This is a genomic window from Staphylococcus sp. MZ3, from assembly GCF_018622755.1.
Taxonomy (GTDB): domain Bacteria; phylum Bacillota; class Bacilli; order Staphylococcales; family Staphylococcaceae; genus Staphylococcus; species Staphylococcus aureus.
Window position 1 is genome coordinate 257595 of record NZ_CP076026.1, and the last position, 24114, is coordinate 281708.

General features: G+C 33.9%; 19 protein-coding genes and 1 pseudogene. 19 read left to right on the plus strand and 1 reads right to left on the minus strand.

Annotation, left to right across the window (positions count from 1 at the left end; translation table 11 throughout):
- Window positions 1-73: 73 nt before the first annotated feature.
- Window positions 74-1603, minus strand: coding sequence for a PTS transporter subunit EIIC (locus KI230_RS01085; protein ID WP_000838204.1), 1530 nt, complete (start codon window positions 1601-1603; stop codon window positions 74-76).
- 361 nt (window positions 1604-1964) lie between these two features.
- Here KI230_RS01085 and KI230_RS01090 point away from each other — a divergent pair, with 361 nt between their 5' ends.
- The 19 genes and pseudogenes from KI230_RS01090 to KI230_RS01180 all read left to right on the plus strand — a co-directional run bounded on the left by KI230_RS01090 (window position 1965) and on the right by KI230_RS01180 (window position 24114).
- A complete protein-coding gene (locus tag KI230_RS01090; protein ID WP_000823230.1) occupies window positions 1965-2900 on the plus strand; it encodes a nucleoside hydrolase in 936 nt (311 codons plus the stop codon).
- 109 nt (window positions 2901-3009) lie between these two features.
- Window positions 3010-3107 (plus strand): annotated as a pseudogene (locus KI230_RS01095) (hypothetical protein).
- Between the two features lie 130 nt (window positions 3108-3237).
- Complete coding sequence (locus KI230_RS01100; RefSeq protein ID WP_001012736.1) at window positions 3238-5334, plus strand: BglG family transcription antiterminator; 2097 nt, start codon at window positions 3238-3240, stop codon at window positions 5332-5334.
- Window positions 5319-5786, plus strand: coding sequence for a PTS sugar transporter subunit IIA (locus KI230_RS01105; protein ID WP_045178286.1), 468 nt, complete (start codon window positions 5319-5321; stop codon window positions 5784-5786). The genes KI230_RS01100 and KI230_RS01105 overlap by 16 nt, the downstream gene beginning before the upstream one ends.
- Before the next feature lie 22 nt (window positions 5787-5808).
- Window positions 5809-6087 carry a PTS sugar transporter subunit IIB gene (locus tag KI230_RS01110; protein WP_000815795.1) on the plus strand — a complete coding sequence of 93 codons (279 nt, stop codon included), beginning with the start codon at window positions 5809-5811 and terminating at the stop codon, window positions 6085-6087.
- 226 nt (window positions 6088-6313) lie between these two features.
- Window positions 6314-7573: a PTS galactitol transporter subunit IIC gene (locus KI230_RS01115; RefSeq protein ID WP_000120119.1), complete on the plus strand. Its 1260-nt coding sequence runs from the start codon at window positions 6314-6316 to the stop codon at window positions 7571-7573.
- A 17-nt stretch (window positions 7574-7590) separates the two neighbouring features.
- A complete protein-coding gene (locus tag KI230_RS01120; protein WP_053520940.1) occupies window positions 7591-8646 on the plus strand; it encodes a zinc-binding dehydrogenase in 1056 nt (351 codons plus the stop codon).
- A gap of 1 nt (window position 8647) precedes the next feature.
- The gene (locus KI230_RS01125) at window positions 8648-8794 is read left to right on the plus strand and encodes a hypothetical protein (protein WP_000230358.1); all 147 of its coding nucleotides are present in this window, start codon (window positions 8648-8650) and stop codon (window positions 8792-8794) included.
- A 23-nt stretch (window positions 8795-8817) separates the two neighbouring features.
- A complete protein-coding gene (locus tag KI230_RS01130; RefSeq protein ID WP_045178282.1) occupies window positions 8818-9861 on the plus strand; it encodes a galactitol-1-phosphate 5-dehydrogenase in 1044 nt (347 codons plus the stop codon).
- Window positions 9862-10388: 527 nt separating this feature from the next.
- A complete protein-coding gene (locus KI230_RS01135; protein ID WP_000638475.1) occupies window positions 10389-11105 on the plus strand; it encodes a 2-C-methyl-D-erythritol 4-phosphate cytidylyltransferase in 717 nt (238 codons plus the stop codon).
- The gene (locus KI230_RS01140) at window positions 11098-12123 is read left to right on the plus strand and encodes an alcohol dehydrogenase catalytic domain-containing protein (RefSeq protein WP_000610183.1); all 1026 of its coding nucleotides are present in this window, start codon (window positions 11098-11100) and stop codon (window positions 12121-12123) included. Before KI230_RS01135 ends, KI230_RS01140 begins: the two co-directional genes overlap by 8 nt.
- Window positions 12124-12144: 21 nt before the next feature.
- A complete protein-coding gene (tarK, locus tag KI230_RS01145; RefSeq protein ID WP_000167978.1) occupies window positions 12145-13839 on the plus strand; it encodes a teichoic acid ribitol-phosphate polymerase TarK in 1695 nt (564 codons plus the stop codon).
- Window positions 13840-14653: 814 nt separating this feature from the next.
- Window positions 14654-15823 carry a teichoic acid glycerol-phosphate transferase TarF gene (gene tarF, locus KI230_RS01150; RefSeq protein WP_000598262.1) on the plus strand — a complete coding sequence of 390 codons (1170 nt, stop codon included), beginning with the start codon at window positions 14654-14656 and terminating at the stop codon, window positions 15821-15823.
- Between the two features lie 275 nt (window positions 15824-16098).
- Window positions 16099-16815: a D-ribitol-5-phosphate cytidylyltransferase gene (locus KI230_RS01155; RefSeq protein ID WP_000872486.1), complete on the plus strand. Its 717-nt coding sequence runs from the start codon at window positions 16099-16101 to the stop codon at window positions 16813-16815.
- Window positions 16808-17833, plus strand: coding sequence for a ribitol-5-phosphate dehydrogenase (locus tag KI230_RS01160; protein ID WP_000610203.1), 1026 nt, complete (start codon window positions 16808-16810; stop codon window positions 17831-17833). Before KI230_RS01155 ends, KI230_RS01160 begins: the two co-directional genes overlap by 8 nt.
- 21 nt (window positions 17834-17854) lie before the next feature.
- Window positions 17855-19543, plus strand: coding sequence for a teichoic acid ribitol-phosphate polymerase TarL (tarL, locus tag KI230_RS01165; protein ID WP_000240920.1), 1689 nt, complete (start codon window positions 17855-17857; stop codon window positions 19541-19543).
- A 32-nt stretch (window positions 19544-19575) separates the two neighbouring features.
- Complete coding sequence (gene tarS / locus KI230_RS01170) at window positions 19576-21297, plus strand: poly(ribitol-phosphate) beta-N-acetylglucosaminyltransferase (protein WP_045178278.1); 1722 nt, start codon at window positions 19576-19578, stop codon at window positions 21295-21297.
- 143 nt (window positions 21298-21440) lie between these two features.
- On the plus strand, window positions 21441-22115 hold the full coding sequence (scdA, locus tag KI230_RS01175) for an iron-sulfur cluster repair di-iron protein ScdA (protein ID WP_045178276.1): 675 nt from the start codon (window positions 21441-21443) through the stop codon (window positions 22113-22115).
- 244 nt (window positions 22116-22359) lie between these two features.
- Window positions 22360-24114, plus strand: a complete 1755-nt coding sequence (locus tag KI230_RS01180) for a sensor histidine kinase (RefSeq protein ID WP_000950281.1) — start codon at window positions 22360-22362, stop codon at window positions 24112-24114.

A 24114-nucleotide genomic window follows, 5' to 3' on the forward strand; every position in this document is an offset into this window, starting at 1 on the left:
AAAATAAAAGCAACGATGTCACTTCTTACTTCGTACATCGTTGCCATTAGTTCTGTTGATATTTCGGTTAGTCTTAATCCCCGAGCAATTCTTCAATTTCATTTTTGATAACTGTAACGTGAGGCCCATAAATTACTTGCACACCAGTGCCTTGCTGGATTACACCTTTGGCACCAGTACTTTCGAGTAATACTTTATCGACTTTGTCATTTTGATGAAGTGTGACGCGTAGTCTCGTTGCACAACAGTCAACGATTTCAATGTTATCTTTGCCTCCCAAACCAGCAACAATTGTTTGTGCTCTTTCAGTAGCCTCAACTTGTTGTGCTGCAGCTTTATCTTCTCGACCAGGTGTTTTGAAATTAAATTTCGTAATTAAGAATCTGAAAACGATGTAATACAAACAGAACCACACAATTCCAATAGGTATGACGTATAGGTAGTTTGTTTTACTATTACCTTGTAGCACACCAAAAAGTAAGAAATCGATAAAGCCTCCACTGAAGGTTTGACCAATTGTAATGTTGAAAATGTCTGCCATCATAAATGCTAATCCATCAAAGAAGGCATGGATTACATAAAGAATAGGTGCGACAAACAAGAAACTAAACTCTAAAGGTTCGGTAATACCTGTTAAAAATGAAGTGAGTGCAGCGGATAACATTAAACCGCCGACAACTTTTTTATGTTCAGGTTTAGCTGTGTGATAAATTGCAAGTGCGGCACCACATAAGCCGAACATCATCGTAATAAAACGGCCTGACATAAAGCGTGACACACCTGAATAATACTTCGTCACATCTGGATCACCAAGTTGAGCAAAGAAGATGTTCTGCGTACCTTGAACTAAGTGCCCTTTGACTTCTAAAGTACCACCAAGTGCCGTCTGCCAAAACGGTAAGTAAAAAATATGATGTAAACCGAGTGGACCTAACAATCTTAAGATGAAGCCATAAACAAAAGTACCGATGGCACCTGTTTTCGTTACAAATCCACCAACATGGTAAATGCCGGCTTGTATGCTTGGCCAAATGAAAAACATCAATACACCTAAAAAGATTGCGGCAAATGCTGTGACAATAGGGACAAATCTAGAGCCACCAAAGAAACCTAAATACGGTGGTAATACCACTTTGTGATATTTGTTGTGAAGTATTGCAGTCATAATACCTGTGATAATCCCGCCAAAAACACCGGTTTCAACCGTTTGTATACCGAGCACCATGCCTTGTCCATTTTGTGCAAGCTGATCTTTTGCCAATGTGCCCGTGATAGTTAATAAGCCATTCATAGTTGCGTTCATAATTAAGAAACCGAGCAGTGCAGCTAAACCTGCAGTACCTTTATCGCTTCTAGATAATCCGATTGCGACACCAATGGCAAAGATGACCGGTAAATTTTGGAAAACAATACTACCTGCAGCTGACATTAATGTAAAAATATTTTGTAATAAGGTAATATCTAAAATAGGGTATGCTTTAACGGTGTTTGGATTACTTAATGCACCACCGATACCCAACAATAGACCTGCAGCTGGTAAGATTGCGATAGGTAGCATAAAGGACTTGCCGAACTGCTGTGCTTTTTCAAATAAAGATTTCATCAACATCCCTCCTAATTATTCTCAATATAGCTTTTGAGAAATTTAATATCAATATATATTCTGTGTATGAAAATATTTTTCATAAAAATTGTTTGAATCATGTAACAATCATATAAATTGCTGTTTATATTGTTGTGAAAATGAGTTGACAAAAGTCGGTATAGATATGTAGACATCCTATTTTTAGCGAGGTAGGTTGATAAGGCATATCGGATAAATTTATAAGCCATAAAATAGATAAATAGTGTTTGTATCCAAAAATATGAGAAAGTTAAAACTATTTTTCAAAATAAACATGATTCACCACATAAATAAATATACATAAGCTATCGATAACAACTTAAGAAAGGTGGATATATAAATGAAAAGAAAGATTATTATGGATTGTGATCCAGGACACGATGATGCAATAGCATTAATTTTAGCGGGGGCAATTGACAGTCCACTAGAGATATTAGCTGTAACAACAGTCGCAGGTAATCAATCAGTTGACAAGAATACGACAAACGCCTTGAACGTATTGGATATTATGGGACGTCAAGATATAGCAGTAGCGAAAGGTGCGGACAGGCCGTTAATTAAATCAGCTGCCTTTGCTTCTGAAATACATGGGGAATCTGGATTAGATGGTCCGAAACTACCGTCGACACCATCACGTCAAGCAGTTGCAATGCCAGCATCAGATGTGATTATAAACAAAGTGATGACGAGTGATACACCTGTAACAATTGTAGCGACAGGTCCTCTTACGAATGTAGCAACGGCATTGATTCGTGAGCCAAGAATCGCTGAGCATATTGAATCTATTACTTTGATGGGTGGTGGTACATTTGGAAATTGGACGCCTACAGCAGAATTCAATATTTGGGTAGATGCTGAAGCAGCGAAGCGTGTTTTTGAAAGTGGGATTACTATAAATGTGTTTGGTTTAGATGTAACACATCAAGTTTTAGCCGACAATCACGTGATTGAACGCTTTGAAAGTATCAATAATCCTGTTGCACAGTTCGTCGTAGAATTATTGCAATTCTTTAAGAAGACATACAAGACTCACTTTAATATGGATGGTGGTCCAATACATGATGCTTGTACAATTTTGTATTTGTTACAACCAGAATTGTTTACAATGGTACCCGTTAATATCGACATTGAACATCAAAGTTCACTAACTTATGGCACTATGGCTGTCGATTTAAATCATGTTACAGGTAAGCCTGCCAATGCTTATTTTGCTACAGCAGTTGATGTTGAAGAAGTGTGGAACTTGATAGATTATAAGTTACGTACTTACGAATAATAATACTTAATTAAATAGATACAGTTAGCCCTAAGGCGCCTGATATAAGCGTTCTTAGGGTTTTTGTATTGGATTACATTGGTCATGACAATTTGATAATGATTGAGATATGTATGTTAAAAATGCTTCAAAAAACATAAAACACAAAAATATATGTAAAAATTTCAATTGATTTATTTTAAAAGATTAAAATCACAAAAAATATAGATATAATTGAAATGTTGTTAAAACATCACAATGATGTACATGCTCATTTTGAAAATATGTGTTCAAAGTGTGTACATCGGTGTGACGATTGATGATAAATTGAGCTCAGATGCTCAAAGGAGGATCGAACATGAACGGGGATAATCAGCAAATACTCAGAGAAATTGTATTGAATCCTACTATTCATGGTAAAGAACTTGAATCGATATTTGGTTTGTCTCGTAGACAACTAGGATACCGCATTCAAAAAATCAATTTGTGGCTTGAACAAGAGGGTTATCCAAAACTTGAAAGAACAAGCCAAGGAAATTTTATTGTAAGTTCTGAAATCATGACGTTATTCAAGCGAGATGTATCGGAGCAGCAAATGTTAAACGGCAACAATGTCATTTTTAGCATAGAAACACGTCGTTATTATTTAATGCTCATGCTTTTTAGTAAGGAAAATGCAATGTCTCTAAACCATTTTTCAATTGATTTACAAGTCAGTAAAAATACTGTCATTCACGATATAAATCATGTGAAAGAGCAATTGGAAGATCATGGTTTGTCACTTAAGTATTCTCGAAAGCATGGTTATGAAATTGTTGGTGATGAATTTGAAGTTCGCCGTTTCTTCATTAAGTTGATTGATCAAAGGTTGAATCATGATATTACTAAAAGTGAAGTTTTAAAGGCGCTCAACTTAACATTCGAAGATATCGCATATCAAAAAGACAAGATCAAACAGGTAGAACAATTTTTGAAGAGTCGCTTTATAGACAAATCACTTAGTTCATTGCCTTATGTCCTTTGTGTGATTCGTAGACGAATTCAAAGTGGTCATGTGATGAATCCATTAAATATTAATTATCAGTATTTGAGGGATACGAAAGAATATCAAGCAACGGAGATTATGACGCAACATGAGCCGGATTTGCCAGAAGCGGAAAAGTTATATTTGACATTACACTTACTTTCAACAAGTGTGCAATGGACTGATTTGCAGGAATCAGATAACATATCGAATTTAACGATGGCCATCGCTCAAATGATTCACCATTTTGAACAAATCACTTTTATTAACATTGAAGATAAGGAGAAATTATCACAGCAACTCTTGTTACATTTAACGCCTGCTTTTTATAGGATTAAATATAACTTAACGGATCGTGATGAATTAATAAATCCTTTACAAGGAAATTATCAATCCTTATTTCATATGGTGAAACAATCATGTCAATCGTTAACTGAATATTTCGGAAAATCGTTGCCTGATAATGAAATAGCATATTTAACCATGTTGTTCGGAGGTAGTTTGAGACGTCAAGATGAAAACTTCGATGGCAAGATAAAAGCTATTATCGTGTGTACACAAGGCACGTCAGTATCACAAATGATGTTATACGAGTTGCGAAACTTATTTCCAGAAATTATTTTCTTAGATGCGATTTCACTTAGAACATTTGAAAATTACACATTAGATTATGACATCGTCTTTTCACCAATGTTTGTCCTAACACATAAAAAATTATTTATCACAAAAGTAGCTTTATCTGAAAATGAGCAACGAAAGTTACGTAAAGATGTGATGAAGTACATTAATAAGGAATCGGCTGACATTGATAAGGAAATAAACAAGTTAATGGCATTAATTGAACGCACAACGACAGTTAATGACATTACAGAACTACGTGATGGTTTAGAAGATTTTATTGCCAATTATAATTCAATTTCAACCATTAATGGATCGATTGTCACACAAAATAAGACATTAGATTTAGCTGACTTGATACCGGCAAGGCACGTGAAAAGAATGCATCATGTTGAAAATATTGATGAAGCTATTGCTAAAGCAAGTGATGTGTTAGTTGCTAATCATTTTATTGATATTAAATATATTCATGAGATGCAACAGGTATTTGATGATTCGTATATGGTTATCATGCAAAATATTGCTATTCCACATGCATACTCTGAAAAGCATGTACATAAAACAGCGATGAGTATGTTGATATTACAAGAACCAATATACATGTCAGATGGAACAGCAATCCATATTATTGTACCTATTGCTGCTGTTGATAAAGTGACACACTTAAGAGCGTTACTACAATTGAGAGATGTGGCGCAAGACAATGACGCAATTAAGCGCATCATACAAAGTCGCAAAAATTCTGATGTAAATGAGATTTTAAAAAATTATTCAAATAAAGAAGCGAGGGGAAATGGATGGGACAGCAATTAGTGCATAAAGAAAATATAATGCTCAATTTGTCGGCAACTGATAAAGAATCCGTATTGTCACAAATGTCAGATGTGTTATTTCAAAATGGGTTCGTGAAGTCAACGTTTAAAGATGCAGTCATCGACAGAGAAAAAGAATTTGCTACTGGTTTACCAACGCATCTATGTTCGGTCGCTATACCGCATACAGATGTCGAACATATTAACCATAGAACGATAGGTGTGGCTGTTCTAGAAAAAGAAGTGCCGTTTATTGAAATGGGAACACTTGATCAACAGACAGAAGTGAAAATCGTTTTTATGTTAGCAATGAATAAAGTAGATGATCAACTTAAGCTGTTACAACAGTTGATACAAATTTTTCAAAGTGAAGAAAAATTGGAGCAGATTCTACGAACGAAAGATGAAACAATTTTAGCAACACTAATCAATGATTATTTGGAATATAACTAAAAATTAATTGGAGGAATTGAAAATGAAACAAGTATTAGTAGCGTGTGGTGCAGGTATTGCAACGTCAACAGTAGTAAATAATGCAATTGAGGAAATGGCAAAGGAACACAATATTAAAGTAGATATTAAACAAATCAAAATTACAGAAGTTGGACCTTATGAAGACACTGCAGATTTATTAGTTACAACTGCAATGACAAAAAAAGAATATAAATTCCCAGTTATCAACGCACGTAATTTCTTAACTGGTATTGGTATTGAAGAAACAAAACAACAAATCTTAACAGAGTTACAAAAATAACGGAATTGATATGTAACGTGGGTCAATAACATATAAATATATGCAAATTGCATATAAATGACTATCACGACAAATGATTGTTGATGACATAGAAACGCAGTGACTGTAATTCAAAAGGACTGCAGTCGAATGTAGCAAGGGTTGTCGTTGAAATGACTGTAACGTCAAATGTAATCACAATCGGAAAGTATCGTGACAATGCATATATAACAGGGAGGGTTTAAATATGAGTTACTTCACTGATTTTGTAAGGGGATTTTTAGATTTAGGTGCAACTGTTATTTTACCGGTTGTCATATTCTTGCTTGGCCTATTCTTTAGGCAGAAAATTGGAGCGGCATTTAGGTCTGGTTTAACAATAGGTGTGGCTTTTGTAGGGATTTTCTTAGTCATCGATTTATTAGTTAAAAATTTAGGGCCAGCAGCACAAGCGATGGTTAAAAATTTAGGCGTCAGTCTGAATGTGATTGATGTAGGTTGGCCAGCAACATCATCTATCGCTTGGGCATCATCTGTCGCAGCATTTATTATTCCACTCGGAATCATAGTTAACGTTGTATTGCTAGTAACTAAAGTGACAAAGACGATGAATGTAGATATTTGGAATTTTTGGCATTATACGTTTACAGCAGCAATGGTTTATTCCGTATCAGGCAGTATTTGGCAAGCGTTATTAGCAGCAGTTATTTTCCAAATTATCTGTTTGAAAGTAGCAGATTGGACAGCACCGATGATGAGTGAGTTCTTTGATTTACCAGGTGTATCGATTGCTACAGGAAGTACAATTTCTTATGCACCAGGTATTTACTTAGTTAAATTGTTACAAAAAGTACCCGGTCTGAATAAGTTAGATGCTGATCCTGAAACAATTCAAAAACGTTTTGGCGCATTTGGAGAGTCTATATTTGTCGGCTTAATTTTAGGTTTAGGTATTGGTGTGTTAGCAGGTTACAAACCTGGAGACATCATTAATTTAGGAATGTCAATGGCTGCAGTAATGGTATTAATGCCTAGAATGGTAAAAATCTTAATGGAAGGTTTAATGCCAGTTTCAGAGTCTGCAAGAACATGGCTAAATAAACGTTTTGGCGAACGTGAAATTTATATTGGATTGGATGCGGCTGTAGCATTAGGTCATCCAGCGGTTATTTCGACAGCATTAATTTTAGTACCTATCACTGTTTTATTAGCCGTTATTTTACCAGGAAACCAAGTACTACCTTTTGGTGACTTAGCAACGATACCATTTGTTGTCGCGTTTATTGTTGGTGCAGCAAGAGGAAACATTATTCATTCTGTCATTGTGGGTACGATTATGATTGCAATTTCATTATATATTGCAACAGACGTAGCACCCATTTTCACAGATATGGCGAAAGGTACGAATGTACAAATGCCAAAAGGTTCATCTGAAATTTCAAGTATTGATCAAGGTGGTAATATCGTTAACTATCTTATCTTTAAACTATTTAGTCTATTCAATTAAAAATCGAGGTGTTTGTGGTGAAAGCTTTAGTAAAAACAAGAGAAGGACATGGCAACTTAGAACTTCTTGATAAAGAAGTTGCAACACCGCTAGATGATAAAGTAAAGATTAAAGTACATTATGCAGGAATTTGTGGCACAGATATTCATACTTATGAAGGTCATTATAAAGTTAATTTTCCAGTGACATTAGGTCATGAATTTTCTGGTGAAATCGTTGAAGTTGCAGCAGACGTTAAAGATTTTAAAGTTGGTGACCGTGTCACATCTGAAACGACATTCTATGTTTGTAATGAGTGTGAATACTGTAAATCAAAAGACTATAATTTATGCAACCATCGAAAAGGTATTGGAACACAAGTTGATGGCGCATTTACTAATTATGTCATTGCACGTGAAGAAAGTTTGCATCATATTCCAGACGAAGTATCGTATCAGTCTGCAGCTATGACAGAACCATTAGCATGTGCACATCATGGCGTTTCTAAGATTCAAGTCAATTCAGGCGATGTAGCAGTTGTAATGGGACCTGGGCCAATCGGATTACTTGTAGCACAAGTGTTAAAAAGTAAAGGCGCAACTGTTGTGGTAACTGGATTGGACAATGACAAAGTCAGATTAGATAAAGCAGAAGCATTGCACATGGATTATGTAGTCAATTTACAACAAACAGACTTAAAAACGTATATCAATGGAATTACAGACGGTTACGGTGCAGATGTTGTTGTTGAATGTTCAGGTGCAGTTCCAGCAGCACGACAAGGTTTAGATATTTTACGCAAAAAAGGTTTCTACAGTCAAATAGGTATTTTTAAGGATGCTGAAATTCCATTTGATATGGAAAAAGTGATTCAAAAAGAAATAACAGTTGTTGGTAGTAGAAGTCAAAAGCCAGCAGATTGGGAACCTTCATTGCAACTTATGGCGGATGGTTTAGTAAATGCTGAAGCTTTGGTGACAAAAATATATGATATTTCGAAATGGGACGAGGCGTATCAACATTTAAAATCCGGCGAAGGTATTAAAGCATTACTTAAGCCGCTCGATTTAGATGAAAATGAAGGAGAGAATTAATATGGTAGAATCAATGCTAACTTTTATGCTTGGGCCATTAAGACAAATCACTGATTTTTATATGGAACATTTACTCGTAAGTAATTCCATTGTCATTGCAGGTTATTTTGCGACAGGTATTTTTAAAAAGAAAAAAGTTGTGAATTAAATCAAATTTGAGGTGATTTACAAGTGAAAGCATTGAAATTATATGGCGTGGAAGATTTACGGTATGAGGATAATGAAAAGCCAGTCATTGAAAGTGAGAATGACGTTATTGTTAAAGTACGAGCGACTGGCATATGTGGTTCAGACACGTCACGATACAAAAAAATGGGGCCATACATTAAAGGTATGCCATTTGGTCATGAATTTTCAGGTGTTGTAGATGCCATTGGAAGTGATGTTACGCATGTTAATGTAGGCGACAAAGTGACAGGTTGCCCAGCAATACCTTGTTATCAATGCGAGTATTGTTTGAAAGGTGAATATGCACGATGTGAAAAGTTATTCGTTATTGGCTCATATGAACCTGGATCGTTCGCGGAATATGTCAAATTGCCAGCGCAAAATGTTTTAAAGGTTCCAGAAAATGTTGATTACATTGAAGCAGCAATGGTTGAGCCATCAGCCGTTGTTGCGCATGGGTTTTATAAATCGAATATACAACCTGGTATGACTGTTGCAGTAATGGGGTGTGGCAGTATAGGTTTGTTAGCTATTCAATGGGCACGAATATTTGGTGCTGCACATATCATCGCTATAGATATAGATGCGCATAAACTAGATATTGCAACATCATTGGGCGCACATCAAACAATCAATTCAAAAGAAGAAAATCTTGAGAAATTCATCGAAAATCATTACGCCAATCAAATCGATTTAGCTATAGAATCATCAGGTGCTAAAGTTACGATTGGTCAAATATTGACGCTACCTAAAAAAGGTGGCGAGGTGGTATTACTCGGAATACCATATGATGATATTGAGATTGATCGCGTTCATTTTGAAAAAATTCTGCGTAACGAGTTGACAGTATGTGGCTCTTGGAACTGTTTGTCCAGTAATTTTCCGGGCAAAGAGTGGACGGCAACCTTACATTATATGAAGACGAAAGATATTAATGTAAAGCCTATTATTTCTCATTTTTTACCGTTAGAAAAAGGCCCGGAGACATTTGATAAATTAGTTAACAAGAAAGAACGATTTGATAAAGTCATGTTTACGATTTATTAGTATGCACCTTTGAGGACGAAAACGCTGGTATAGTTATAGCTATGAAAGTGCGAATGCCGTCTGGTCTACAGATACTATCGAAATAATTCATCTTCGAATATACGTTGATAAATAGCCGGTTTACTTGTGTGAAATATGCTTGTGAATCGGTTGTTTTGCATTTTGTATACTTAAAATAAGATGGCAATATTTGATAATTTTTAAAGTGAAAATCAAGTACAGCCACTTAATAAGATAAATTTATTATAATATATGGTAAAATGATGGCAGTAATAATGAATTTGAAAAAGAGTAAACATTAATACCTTTAACAATTTAATATCGTCAGAGTTAATGATTAACTGCATGGCAAAACAACTTAGAATGGTCAGTTACAAAAATACATTTTTATAAAAAATTATCACACTATTGTGACAACTATCTTTGGATTAATAAAAGAGGCAAGTGAGCAATAGGTTAGGCTTATGTGCGGGCATAGGTCAGTAATGTATAAATGGAAATGATGTAATGACAGAATGGAGGACAACATGATTTATGCAGGTATTTTAGCAGGAGGTATTGGTTCGAGAATGGGGAACGTGCCATTACCAAAACAATTTTTAGATATTGATAATAAACCGATTTTAATCCATACAATTGAGAAGTTCATTTTAGTGAGTGAATTTAATGAGATTATTATCGCAACGCCAGCACAGTGGATTTCCCATACACAGGATATTTTAAAAAAATATAACATTACAGATCAACGTGTCAAAGTAGTTGCAGGTGGTACGGATCGAAATGAAACAATTATGAACATTATCGACCATATTCGCAATGTAAATGGAATTAATAATGATGATGTGATTGTAACTCATGATGCCGTAAGACCATTTTTAACTCAACGTATTATTAAAGAGAACATTGAAGTAGCAGCAAAATATGGTGCAGTAGATACAGTCATTGAAGCAATTGATACGATTGTAATGTCTAAAGATAAACAGAACATACACAGTATCCCTGTAAGGAATGAAATGTATCAAGGCCAAACACCACAATCATTTAATATTAAATTATTACAAGATAGTTATCGCGCCTTAAGTAGTGAACAAAAAGAAATATTATCAGATGCATGTAAAATTATTGTCGAATCTGGACATGCAGTTAAATTGGTACGTGGAGAACTATACAACATTAAAGTGACAACACCGTATGATTTAAAAGTAGCAAATGCCATTATTCAAGGTGATATTGCCGATGATTAATCAAGTATATCAACTCGTTGCACCGAGACAGTTCGACGTCACATATAATAATGTTGATATTTATGGTAATCATGTCATCGTAAGACCTTTATACTTGTCTATTTGTGCAGCTGATCAAAGGTATTACACAGGTCGAAGAGATGAAAATGTACTGCGCAAAAAATTGCCAATGTCATTAGTTCATGAAGCTGTTGGTGAAGTTGTATTCGATAGTAAAGGAGTATTTGAAAAAGGTACGAAAGTAGTAATGGTGCCGAATACACCTACAGAGCAACATCATATTATTGCGGAGAATTACTTAGCCTCTAGTTATTTTAGATCTAGTGGTTATGATGGTTTTATGCAAGACTACGTTGTGATGGCACATGATCGTATCGTTCCGCTGCCTAATGACATTGATTTGAGTACGATTTCATACACAGAGTTAGTGTCAGTAAGTTATCATGCTATACAACGATTTGAACGTAAATCTATACCTTTGAAAACCAGCTTTGGTATTTGGGGTGATGGTAACTTAGGTTATATTACTGCTATTTTGCTACGTAAGTTGTACCCAGAAGCTAAAATTTATGTATTTGGTAAGACAGACTATAAATTAAGTCATTTTTCATTTGTAGATGACATCTTTACAGTAAATCAAATACCAGATGATCTTAAAATTGATCATGCATTTGAATGTGTTGGAGGTAAAGGAAGTCAAGTTGCACTTCAACAAATAGTTGAACATATTTCACCAGAAGGCAGTATTGCTTTGTTAGGCGTAAGTGAATTACCCGTGGAAGTGAATACACGATTAGTACTTGAAAAAGGATTAACGTTGATTGGTAGTAGTCGAAGCGGCTCTAAAGATTTTGAGCAAGTTGTTGATTTATATCGTAAGTACCCAGACATAGTTGAAAAGTTAGCATTATTAAAAGGACATGAAATTAATGTATGTACGATGCAAGATATCGTCCAAGCGTTTGAAATGGATTTATCGACATCTTGGGGAAAAACAGTATTGAAATGGACGATTTAATAAACCGATGGGGGAATAACAATGACAAAAACGAAACAAGCAATACATATTGATAACATATACTGGGAACGTGTTCAGTTATATATTGAAGGACATAGTGAAGGTGTCGATTTAACATCAGGACAATTTGTTCTGAGGAATTTAACCGAAACAAAAACATTAGAAGCAAATGAAATGAAAATAGACGGTAATACATTTATATGTAGATTCAACGTCGCAATATTAGACGATGGGTATTATTTACCAATGGATAAATATTTATTTGTTTATCATGACCAGTTAGAGTATATTGGACAACTTAATCCAAATATTATTGATCAAGCTTATGCGGCATTAAATGAAGAGCAAATTGAAGAATACAATGAGCTGACTACACAAAATGGAAAAGTGAACTATTTATTAGCGTATGATGCTAAAGTTTTCCGTAAAGGTGGCGTATCACAACATACGGTCTATACCATTACTCCGGAAATAGCAAGTGACGTTAACGAATTTGTATTTGATATTGAAATCACCTTACCTCAAGAGAAATCAGGGGTCATTGCGACAAGCGCACACTGGCTTCATAAACAAGGCCATAAAGCTTCATTTGAAAGTAGAAGTTTCTTATTTAAAGCTATTTTTAATATTACAAAGTTACTACATATTAAAAGAAGCAAAACAATATTATTCACATCAGATTCGCGTCCGAATTTATCAGGGAATTTCAAGTATGTATATGATGAGTTACTTCGCCAAAAAGTAGATTTTGATTATGATATTAAAACGGTATTTAAGGCGAATATTACGGATAGACGTAAATGGAGAGACAAGTTTAGATTGCCATATTTACTTGGTAAGGCAGATTATATTTTTGTTGATGATTTCCATCCATTAATTTATACGGTTCGCTTTAGACCATCACAAGAAATTATTCAAGTGTGGCATGCCGTTGGTGCTTTTAAAACAGTTGGCTTTAGTCGTACAGGTAAAAAAGGTGGTCCGTTTATCGATTCATTAAACCATCGTAGTTACACGAAAGCATATGTTTCATCAGAAACCGATATTCCATTTTATGCTGAAGCATTTGGAATTAGAGAAGAAAATGTTGTACCAACAGGTGTACCACGTACTGATGTACTATTTGATGAAGCTTATGCAACACAAATTAAACAAGAGATGGAAGATGAATTGCCAATTATAAAAGGTAAGAAAGTTATTCTGTTCGCACCGACTTTTAGAGGTAATGGTCACGGTACGGCACATTATCCATTTTTTAAAATTGATTTTGAACGTCTAGCAAGATACTGCGAGAAGCATAATGCAGTTGTGTTATTCAAAATGCATCCGTTCGTAAAAAATAGACTTAATATTTCACGTGAACATAGACAATACTTTATCGATGTGTCAGATCATCGTGAAGTTAACGATATTCTCTTTGTTACAGACTTGTTGATTAGTGATTATTCATCTTTAATATATGAATATGCAGTATTTAAAAAGCCGATGATTTTCTATGCATTTGACTTAGAAGATTACATTACGACGCGTGATTTCTATGAACCATATGAATCATTTGTTCCAGGTAAAATTGTACAATCCTTTGATGCATTAATGGATGCTTTGGACAATGAAGATTATGAGGTTGAAAAAGTTGTGCCATTCTTAGATAAACATTTTAAATATCAAGATGGTCGCTCAAGTGAACGTTTAGTCAAAGATTTGTTTAGACGCTAATGTCGGCATATATTACTTGCCATGCAAATGAGTCATAAGGCATAGTTTTCAAGAAGGGTTCTGACTATGAAGTGAGCAACATGTCATGATGAGAAGCAGGACTATACAATGAGAATAACCTTTTGATTTTTCATGCATAAGAGGCTGGGACATAAATCCCTAAAAAACAGCAGTAAGATATTTTCTAATTGAAAATTATCTTACTGCTGTTCTCTATTTATACAATACTTCGTATTGAATGGCTTCGCTTTGCCCGTCTGGCACATAAATGTAAAATTCAATAAAATGAATTTTCTGTGTTAGGGCCCACACCCCAACTTGCATTGCCTGTAGAATTTCTTTTCGAAATTCTCTTTGTTGGGGCCCACACCCCAACTTGCATTGTCTGTAGAAATTGGAAATCCAATTTCTCTTTGTTGGGGCCCCTGACTAGAATTGAAAAAAGCTTGTTACAAGCGCATTTTCGTTTAGTCAACTACTGCCAATATAATTTCGTAGAGCATAGAACATTGATTTTTCATGCATATGGCGATTCAATCAAAAGCAATCACCTTCCAACTGAATTGTCATTTTGTAAAATAAAATAATCAATCCAATCGTTATCTAATTCATAAATGTGTAAACACATACGTTATGAATGGATAACGATTTTTTGTTATGTTAAAGTGGTACATTAATCATGTATTTCGTATGATAATTAACGACAAGTGTAATGGTTAAATGTATTTTATGATGAAATGCTATAATAGGCATGGTTACAATGAGCTTGCTCATACATATTAATATAATTACAAAAACACGTCGGAGGTACGACATGATTAAAACTACAATTAAAAAATTGATAGAACACAGTATATATACGACTTTTAAATTACTATCAAAATTGCCAAACAAGAATCTAATTTATTTTGAAAGCTTTCATGGTAAACAATACAGCGACAATCCCAAAGCATTATATGAATACTTAACTGAACATAGCGATGCCCAATTAATATGGGGTGTGAAAAAAGGATATGAACACATATTCCAACAGCACAATGTACCATATGTTACAAAGTTTTCAATGAAATGGTTTTTAGCGATGCCAAGAGCGAAAGCGTGGATGATTAACACACGTACACCAGATTGGTTATATAAATCACCGCGAACGACGTACTTACAAACATGGCATGGCACGCCATTGAAAAAGATTGGTTTGGATATTAGTAACGTTAAAATGCTAGGAACAAATACTCAAAATTACCAAGATGGTTTTAAAAAAGAAAGCCAACGTTGGGATTATCTAGTGTCACCTAATCCATATTCGACATCGATATTTCAACATGCATTTCATGTTAGTCGAGATAAGATTTTGGAAACAGGTTATCCAAGAAATGATAAATTATCACATAAACGCAATGATACTGAATATATTAATGGTATTAAGACAAGATTAAATATTCCATTAGATAAAAAAGTGATTATGTACGCGCCAACTTGGCGTGACGATGAAGCGATTCGAGAAGGTTCATATCAATTTAATGTTAACTTTGATATAGAAGCTTTGCGTCAAGCGCTGGATGATGATTATGTTATTTTATTACGCATGCATTATTTAGTTGTGACACGTATTGATGAACATGATGATTTTGTGAAAGACGTTTCAGATTATGAAGATATTTCGGATTTATACTTAATCAGCGATGCGTTAGTTACCGACTACTCATCTGTCATGTTCGACTTCGGTGTATTAAAGCGTCCGCAAATTTTCTATGCGTATGACTTAGATAAATATGGCGATGAGCTTAGAGGTTTTTACATGGATTATAAAAAAGAGTTGCCAGGTCCAATTGTTGAAAATCAAACAGCACTCATTGATGCATTAAAACAAATCGATGAAACTACAAATGAGTATATTGAAGCACGAACGGTATTTTATCAAAAATTCTGTTCATTAGAAGATGGACACGCGTCACAACGAATTTGCCAAACGATTTTTAAGTGATAACTTAAAAACAATAAAAAATTATAAATTAATTAGTTAAGTGATATAAATAATAAACGAAATGTTTGCTTGTATGTTATTATTTGTGTATGAAAACGTCTGATATAATGTAATATAGGTTTAAACAAAATATGCTAAAATATAAGCAAAATATGTATAATTTTAAGTAATACACAGACATTTAGAGTTTTGATTTTAAAATGAGTTTTCAATTGGAAAATGCAACGAAATTTAAATAATTAAATATAGATATAGTTGAATGGAGGAAGTATTTTATGAAATACGCTGGTATTCTAGCTGGAGGTATAGGCTCAAGAATGGGTAACGTACCTTTACCTAAACAATTTTTAGATTTAGACAACAAACCGATTTTAATCCATACATTAGAAAAATTTATTTTAATTAATGATTTTGAAAAAATTATTATCGCGACGCCACAACAATGGATGACGCATACGAAAGATACACTTAGAAAATTCAAAATTTCTGATGAAAGAATTGAAGTCATTCAAGGTGGTAGCGATCGTAACGATACAATTATGAATATCGTTAAACATATTGAATCAACAAATGGTATTAACGATGACGATGTCATTGTGACACATGATGCAGTTAGACCATTTTTAACGCATCGTATTATTAAAGAAAATATTCAAGCTGCTTTAGAGTACGGTGCAGTAGATACAGTGATTGATGCTATAGATACGATTGTTACATCTAAAGATAATCAAACGATTGATGCAATTCCAGTGCGTAATGAAATGTACCAAGGTCAAACACCTCAATCGTTTAATATTAATTTATTAAAAGAAAGCTATGCACAGTTGAGTGATGAGCAAAAGAGTATTTTATCTGATGCTTGTAAGATTATTGTAGAAACAAACAAACCGGTTCGACTTGTAAAAGGTGAGTTATATAACATTAAAGTAACAACACCTTACGATTTAAAAGTAGCGAATGCTATTATTCGAGGTGGTATTGCCGATGATTAATCAAGTATATCAATTAGTTGCACCTAGACAATTTGAAGTTACGTATAACAACGTAGATATTTACAGTGACTATGTCATTGTACGTCCTTTATATATGTCAATTTGTGCTGCCGATCAAAGATATTATACTGGTAGCCGTGATGAGAATGTCTTATCTCAGAAATTGCCAATGTCTTTAATTCATGAAGGTGTTGGTGAGGTCGTATTTGACAGTAAAGGTGTGTTTAATAAAGGTACAAAAGTAGTTATGGTACCGAATACGCCGACAGAAAAAGACGATGTCATTGCTGAAAACTATTTAAAATCGAGCTACTTCAGATCAAGTGGACATGATGGGTTTATGCAAGATTTTGTGTTGCTAAATCATGATAGAGCTGTACCACTACCTGATGATATTGATTTAAGTATTATTTCATATACAGAGCTTGTAACAGTAAGTTTGCATGCTATTCGTCGTTTTGAAAAGAAATCTATTTCAAATAAAAATACATTTGGTATTTGGGGTGATGGTAACTTAGGTTACATTACAGCCATTTTATTACGTAAATTATATCCAGAGTCTAAAATATATGTCTTTGGTAAAACAGATTATAAATTGAGTCACTTCTCATTTGTTGATGATGTCTTCTTTATTAATAAAATACCTGAAGGCTTAACATTTGATCATGCATTTGAGTGTGTGGGTGGTCGCGGTAGTCAATCAGCCATAAATCAAATGATCGATTACATTTCACCAGAAGGAAGCATTGCACTGTTAGGTGTAAGTGAGTTCCCAGTAGAAGTTAATACACGTCTAGTATTGGAAAAAGGACTAACGTTGATTGGTAGTAGTCGAAGTGGTTCAAAAGATTTCCAAGATGTTGTAGACTTATACATTCAATACCCAGATATTGTAGATAAATTAGCGTTGTTAAAAGGTCAAGAATTTGAAATTGCAACAATTAATGATCTTACAGAAGCTTTTGAAGCAGACCTGTCTACATCTTGGGGTAAAACAGTATTAAAATGGATTATGTAAATAGAAAAGGATGAATTAACGTTGGTTAAAAGTAAGATATATATAGATAAAATCTATTGGGAACGTGTTCAGTTATTCGTTGAAGGACATAGTGAAAACCTAGATTTAGAAGATAGTAATTTTGTATTAAGAAATTTAACTGAGACACGTACAATGAAGGCGAATGATGTCAAAATAGATGGGAATCAATTCGTTTGTCGTTTCAATGTAGCTATCTTAGATAATGGTTATTACTTACCTGAAGATAAGTACTTATTAGTGAATGAGCAAGAACTTGATTATATTGCACAGTTAAACCCAGATGTGATTAATGATGCATATCAAAATCTAAAGCCAGAACAAGAAGAAGAATACAACGAATTAGAAACACAAAATGGTAAAATCAATTTCTTATTGCAGACTTACCTAAAAGAATTTAGAAAAGGCGGCATTTCGAAGAAAACGGTTTATACTGTTACACCTGAAATTTCTAGCGATGTTAATGAATTTGTCCTTGATGTTGTTGTAACGACTCCGGAAGTTAAAAGTATTTATATCGTTCGTAAATATAAAGAATTACGTAAGTATTTCCGCAAACAATCATTTAATACAAGACAATTTATTTTTAAAGCGATATTTAATACGACGAAATTTTTCCACTTGAAAAAAGGGAATACGGTGTTGTTCACATCAGACTCTAGACCAACGATGTCTGGAAACTTTGAATACATCTATAACGAAATGTTACGTCAAAATTTAGATAAAAAGTATGATATTCACACTGTTTTTAAAGCGAATATTACAGATAGACGTGGCATCATCGACAAGTTTAGATTGCCATATTTACTTGGGAAGGCAGACTACATTTTTGTTGATGACTTTCACCCATTGATTTATACAGTGCGTTTTAGACGTTCTCAAGAAGTTATTCAAGTATGGCATGCCGTTGGTGCCTTTAAAACAGTTGGCTTTAGTCGTACTGGTAAAAAGGGTGGACCATTTATTGATTCATTAAATCATCGTAGCTATACAAAAGCTTATGTATCATCTGAAACCGATATTCCATTCTACGCTGAAGCATTTGGTATTAAAGAGAAAAATGTAGTGCCTACAGGTGTTCCACGTACTGATGTACTATTTGATGAAGCTTATGCGACACAGATCAAACAAGAGATGGAAGATGAATTACCAATTATTAAAGGTAAGAAAGTCATTCTTTTCGCACCAACATTTAGAGGTAGTGGTCATGGTACAGCACATTACCCATTTTTCAAAATTGATTTCGAACGTTTAGCAAGATATTGCGAAAAAAATAACGCGGTTGTATTATTTAAAATGCATCCATTTGTGAAAAATAGACTTAATATTGCAGACAAACATAAACAATATTTTGTTGACGTTTCTGACTTTAGAGAAGTTAATGATATACTGTTCATAACAGATTTATTAATTAGTGACTATTCATCTTTAATATATGAATATGCAGTATTTAAAAAGCCAATGATTTTCTATGCATTTGATTTAGAAGATTATATTACGACGCGTGATTTTTATGAACCATATGAATCATTTGTTCCAGGTAAAATTGTGCAATCATTTGACGCATTAATGGACGCCTTGGACAATGAAGATTATGAAGGAGAAAAAGTCATTCCATTCTTAGATAAACATTTTAAATATCAAGATGGCCGATCAAGTGAGCGTTTAGTCAGAAATTTATTTGGTAGCTAAGTTTATATAGTAGTCAAAGTGGGAGAGGTATAATGATGAAATTTTCAGTAATAGTTCCAACATACAATTCAGAAAAGTATATAACAGAATTACTTAATAGCCTTGCGAAACAAGATTTTCCGAAAACTGAATTTGAAGTGGTTGTAGTTGATGACTGTTCAACAGATCAAACGTTACAAATAGTTGAAAAGTATCGCAATAAATTGAACTTGAAAGTAAGTCAACTCGAAACAAATTCTGGTGGTCCAGGTAAACCTAGAAATGTGGCGTTAAAACAAGCAGAAGGTGAATTTGTATTATTTGTGGACTCCGATGACTATATAAACAAAGAGACTTTAAAGGATGCAGCAGCATTTATTGATGAACATCACTCAGATGTCTTATTGATTAAAATGAAAGGTGTTAATGGTCGTGGTGTACCACAATCTATGTTTAAAGAAACAGCACCTGAAGTTACTTTGTTAAATTCAAGAATTATCTATACTTTAAGCCCGACTAAAATCTATAGAACAGCATTACTAAAAGATAATGACATTTATTTTCCAGAAGAATTAAAGAGTGCAGAAGATCAATTATTTACAATGAAAGCATATTTGAATGCAAATCGAATCAGTGTGTTAAGTGATAAAGCGTATTATTATGCTACAAAGCGTGAAGGGGAACATATGAGTAGTGCGTATGTTTCACCTGAAGACTTTTACGAAGTCATGAGATTGATTGCTGTAGAAATATTAAATGCAGATTTAGAAGAAGCCCATAAAGATCAAATCTTAGCAGAATTTTTAAATCGTCATTTTAGTTTTTCTCGTACGAATGGCTTCTCACTTAAAGTTAAACTAGAAGATCAACCGCAATGGATTAATGCTCTAGGAGACTTTATACAAGCAGTTCCAGAACGTGTAGATGCATTGGTGATGAGTAAATTACGACCATTGTTGCACTACGCGAGAGCGAAAGATATAGACAACTATAGAACTGTAGAAGAAAGTTACCGTCAAAGTCAATACTACCGTTTTGATATTGTAGATGGTAAATTAAACATTCAATTCAATGATGGCGAACCATACTTTGAAGGCATTGATATCGCTAAGCCAAAAGTGAAAATGACAGCATTTAAATTTGATAATCATAAAATTGTTACAGAGCTAACGTTAAATGAATTTATGATTGGCGAAGGACATTATGATGTCAGACTTAAATTACATTCACGAAACAAGAAGCACACAATGTATGTACCTTTAAGTGTCAATGCGAATAAACAATATCGTTTTAACATTATGTTAGAAGATATTAAAGCGTATTTACCTAAAGAAAAAATTTGGGATGTTTTCTTAGAAGTCCAAATAGGTACGGAAGTATTTGAAGTGCGTGTTGGTAATCAACGTAATAAATATGCATATACTGCAGAAACAAGTACATTAATTCATTTGAATAATGATTTTTATAGATTAACACCGTATTTCACAAAAGACTTTAATAACATTTCGTTATACTTTACAGCTATTACATTAACGGATTCAATCTCATTGAAGTTAAAAGGTAAAAACAAAATCATTTTAACTGGTCTGGATCGTGGTTATGTATTTGAAGAAGGTATGGCTAGTGTCGTGCTAAAAGACGACATGATTATGGGAATGTTAAGCCAAACGTCAGAAAACGAAGTGGAAATCTTACTTAGTAAAGATATTAAGAAGCGAGACTTCAAAAATATTGTTAAGTTAAACACTGCACATATGACTTACTCGCTAAAATAAATAATAAATGCCCTCAAATCTATGTGAACTAACATGATTTGAGGGTTTTATTTTGCTATTTATGAAATGATTATGACATTTCCCTGATTTTCATTTTCATATACATTAAATTGTATACACTGAAAATGAGGAGGTCGTCTATAATGATAAATAAAAATGACATAGTAGCAGATATAGTAACAGATTATCCGAAAGCAGCAGATATTTTTAGAAGCGTAGGTATAGACTTTTGTTGCGGTGGGCATGTAAGTATAGAAGCAGCATCCTTAGAAAAGAAAAATGTAGATTTGAACGAATTATTACAGCGTCTCAATGACGTTGAACAAACGAATACACCAGGTTCGCTTAACCCTAAATTTTTAAATGTTTCGTCACTTATTCAATATATTCAAGCAGCATATCATGAACCTCTTAGAGAAGAATTTAAAAATTTAACACCTTATGTGACGAAATTATCGAAAGTACATGGACCTAACCATCCATATTTAGTCGAGTTAAAAGAAACATATGATACATTTAAAAATGGCATGTTAGATCATATGCAAAAAGAAGATAATGTTGATTTTCCAAAACTAATTAAATATGAACAAGGTGAAGTAGTAGACGATATTAATACAGTGATTGATGATTTAGTATCTGATCACATTGCAACGGGACAATTGTTAGTGAAAATGAGCGATTTAACATCTAGCTATGAACCACCGATAGAGGCATGTGGTACGTGGCGACTCGTTTATCAGAGATTAAAAGCACTTGAAGTTTTAACACATGAGCATGTTCATTTAGAGAATCATGTTTTATTTAAAAAAGTATCATAAATAACGCGATTAGAAACTGTTGGCAAAGTAATGTCAGCAGTTTTTCGCTATACTTAACAGAAATTTAGTGACATAAACAGCATTATTTGAAAAGAAAAATGGTCAACTTAGCATAAAAATTGATATGAAAATTTAATGGTATAGATAATTAAATAGTAGCGTGTTTTTTTAATAATTTATTCATGAATTTTACATGCACTATTATGATAAAATAAACATAATTATAATTCACTGAGGTGCTATCGTGCTATCGCTAACAATGTTATTACTTGAGCGTGTAGGTTTAATTATTATTTTGGCCTATGTGTTGATGAATATTCCATATTTTAAAAACTTAATGAATCGTCGACGTACATGGAAAGCACGTTGGCAATTATGTATTATTTTCAGTTTGTTTGCCTTAATGTCTAATTTAACTGGTATCGTCATCGATCATCAACATAGTTTGTCAGGAAGTGTGTACTTCCGTTTAGATGATGATGTATCTTTAGCTAACACACGTGTATTAACGATAGGTGTCGCAGGATTAGTTGGTGGACCTTTTGTAGGTCTATTTGTTGGCGTTATTTCAGGTATTTTCAGAGTGTATATGGGTGGGGCGGATGCACAAGTTTATCTTATCTCATCTATATTTATCGGTATAATTGCTGGTTATTTTGGCTTACAAGCTCAAAGACGCAAACGTTACCCGAGTATTGCGAAAAGTGCCATGATTGGAATTGTTATGGAAATGATTCAAATGTTGAGCATTTTAACATTTTCCCACGACAAAGCATATGCGGTTGACCTCATATCATTAATTGCACTACCAATGATTATTGTTAATAGCGTTGGTACGGCGATTTTTATGTCTATTATCATTTCAACATTAAAGCAAGAGGAGCAAATGAAGGCTGTTCAAACACATGATGTACTGCAATTGATGAACCAGACATTGCCGTATTTTAAAGAAGGATTGAATAGAGAATCGGCACAGCAAATTGCGATGATTATTAAAAATTTAATGAAAGTATCTGCCGTAGCAATTACAAGCAAAAATGAAATCTTATCACATGTAGGTGCAGGTAGTGATCATCACATACCAACAAATGAAATATTAACAAGTCTGTCTAAAGATGTATTGAAATCAGGAAAGTTGAAAGAAGTTCATACTAAAGAAGAGATTGGTTGTAGTCATCCGAATTGCCCGCTTAGAGCAGCTATCGTGATACCACTTGAGATGCATGGTTCTATCGTCGGTACATTGAAGATGTATTTTACAAACCCTAATGATTTAACTTTTGTGGAACGTCAACTTGCAGAAGGATTGGCAAATATTTTTAGTAGCCAAATTGAACTTGGTGAAGCCGAAACGCAAAGTAAGTTATTGAAAGATGCTGAGATTAAGTCATTACAGGCACAAGTGAGTCCACATTTTTTCTTCAATTCAATTAACACGATTTCAGCTTTAGTTAGAATAAATAGCGAAAAGGCACGAGAGTTACTATTAGAATTGAGTTATTTTTTCAGAGCGAATTTACAAGGCTCAAAGCAACATACGATTACCTTAGATAAAGAGTTAAGTCAAGTGCGTGCATACTTATCACTCGAACAAGCACGTTATCCAGGAAGATTTAATATCAATATTAATGTTGAAGACAAATATCGCGATGTGCTTGTACCACCATTTTTAATTCAAATTTTAGTTGAAAATGCCATCAAACATGCGTTTACGAATCGAAAGCAAGGTAACGATATTGACGTGTCAGTGATTAAAGAAACTGCAACACATGTACGTATTATTGTACAAGATAATGGTCAGGGTATTTCTAAAGATAAAATGCATTTGTTGGGAGAAACATCTGTAGAATCAGAGTCTGGAACTGGTAGTGCTTTAGAAAATTTAAACTTACGCCTAAAAGGATTATTTGGAAAATCCGCAGCATTACAATTTGAATCGACATCGAGCGGTACCACTTTTTGGTGTGTACTTCCTTATGAAAGACAAGAGGAGGAATAA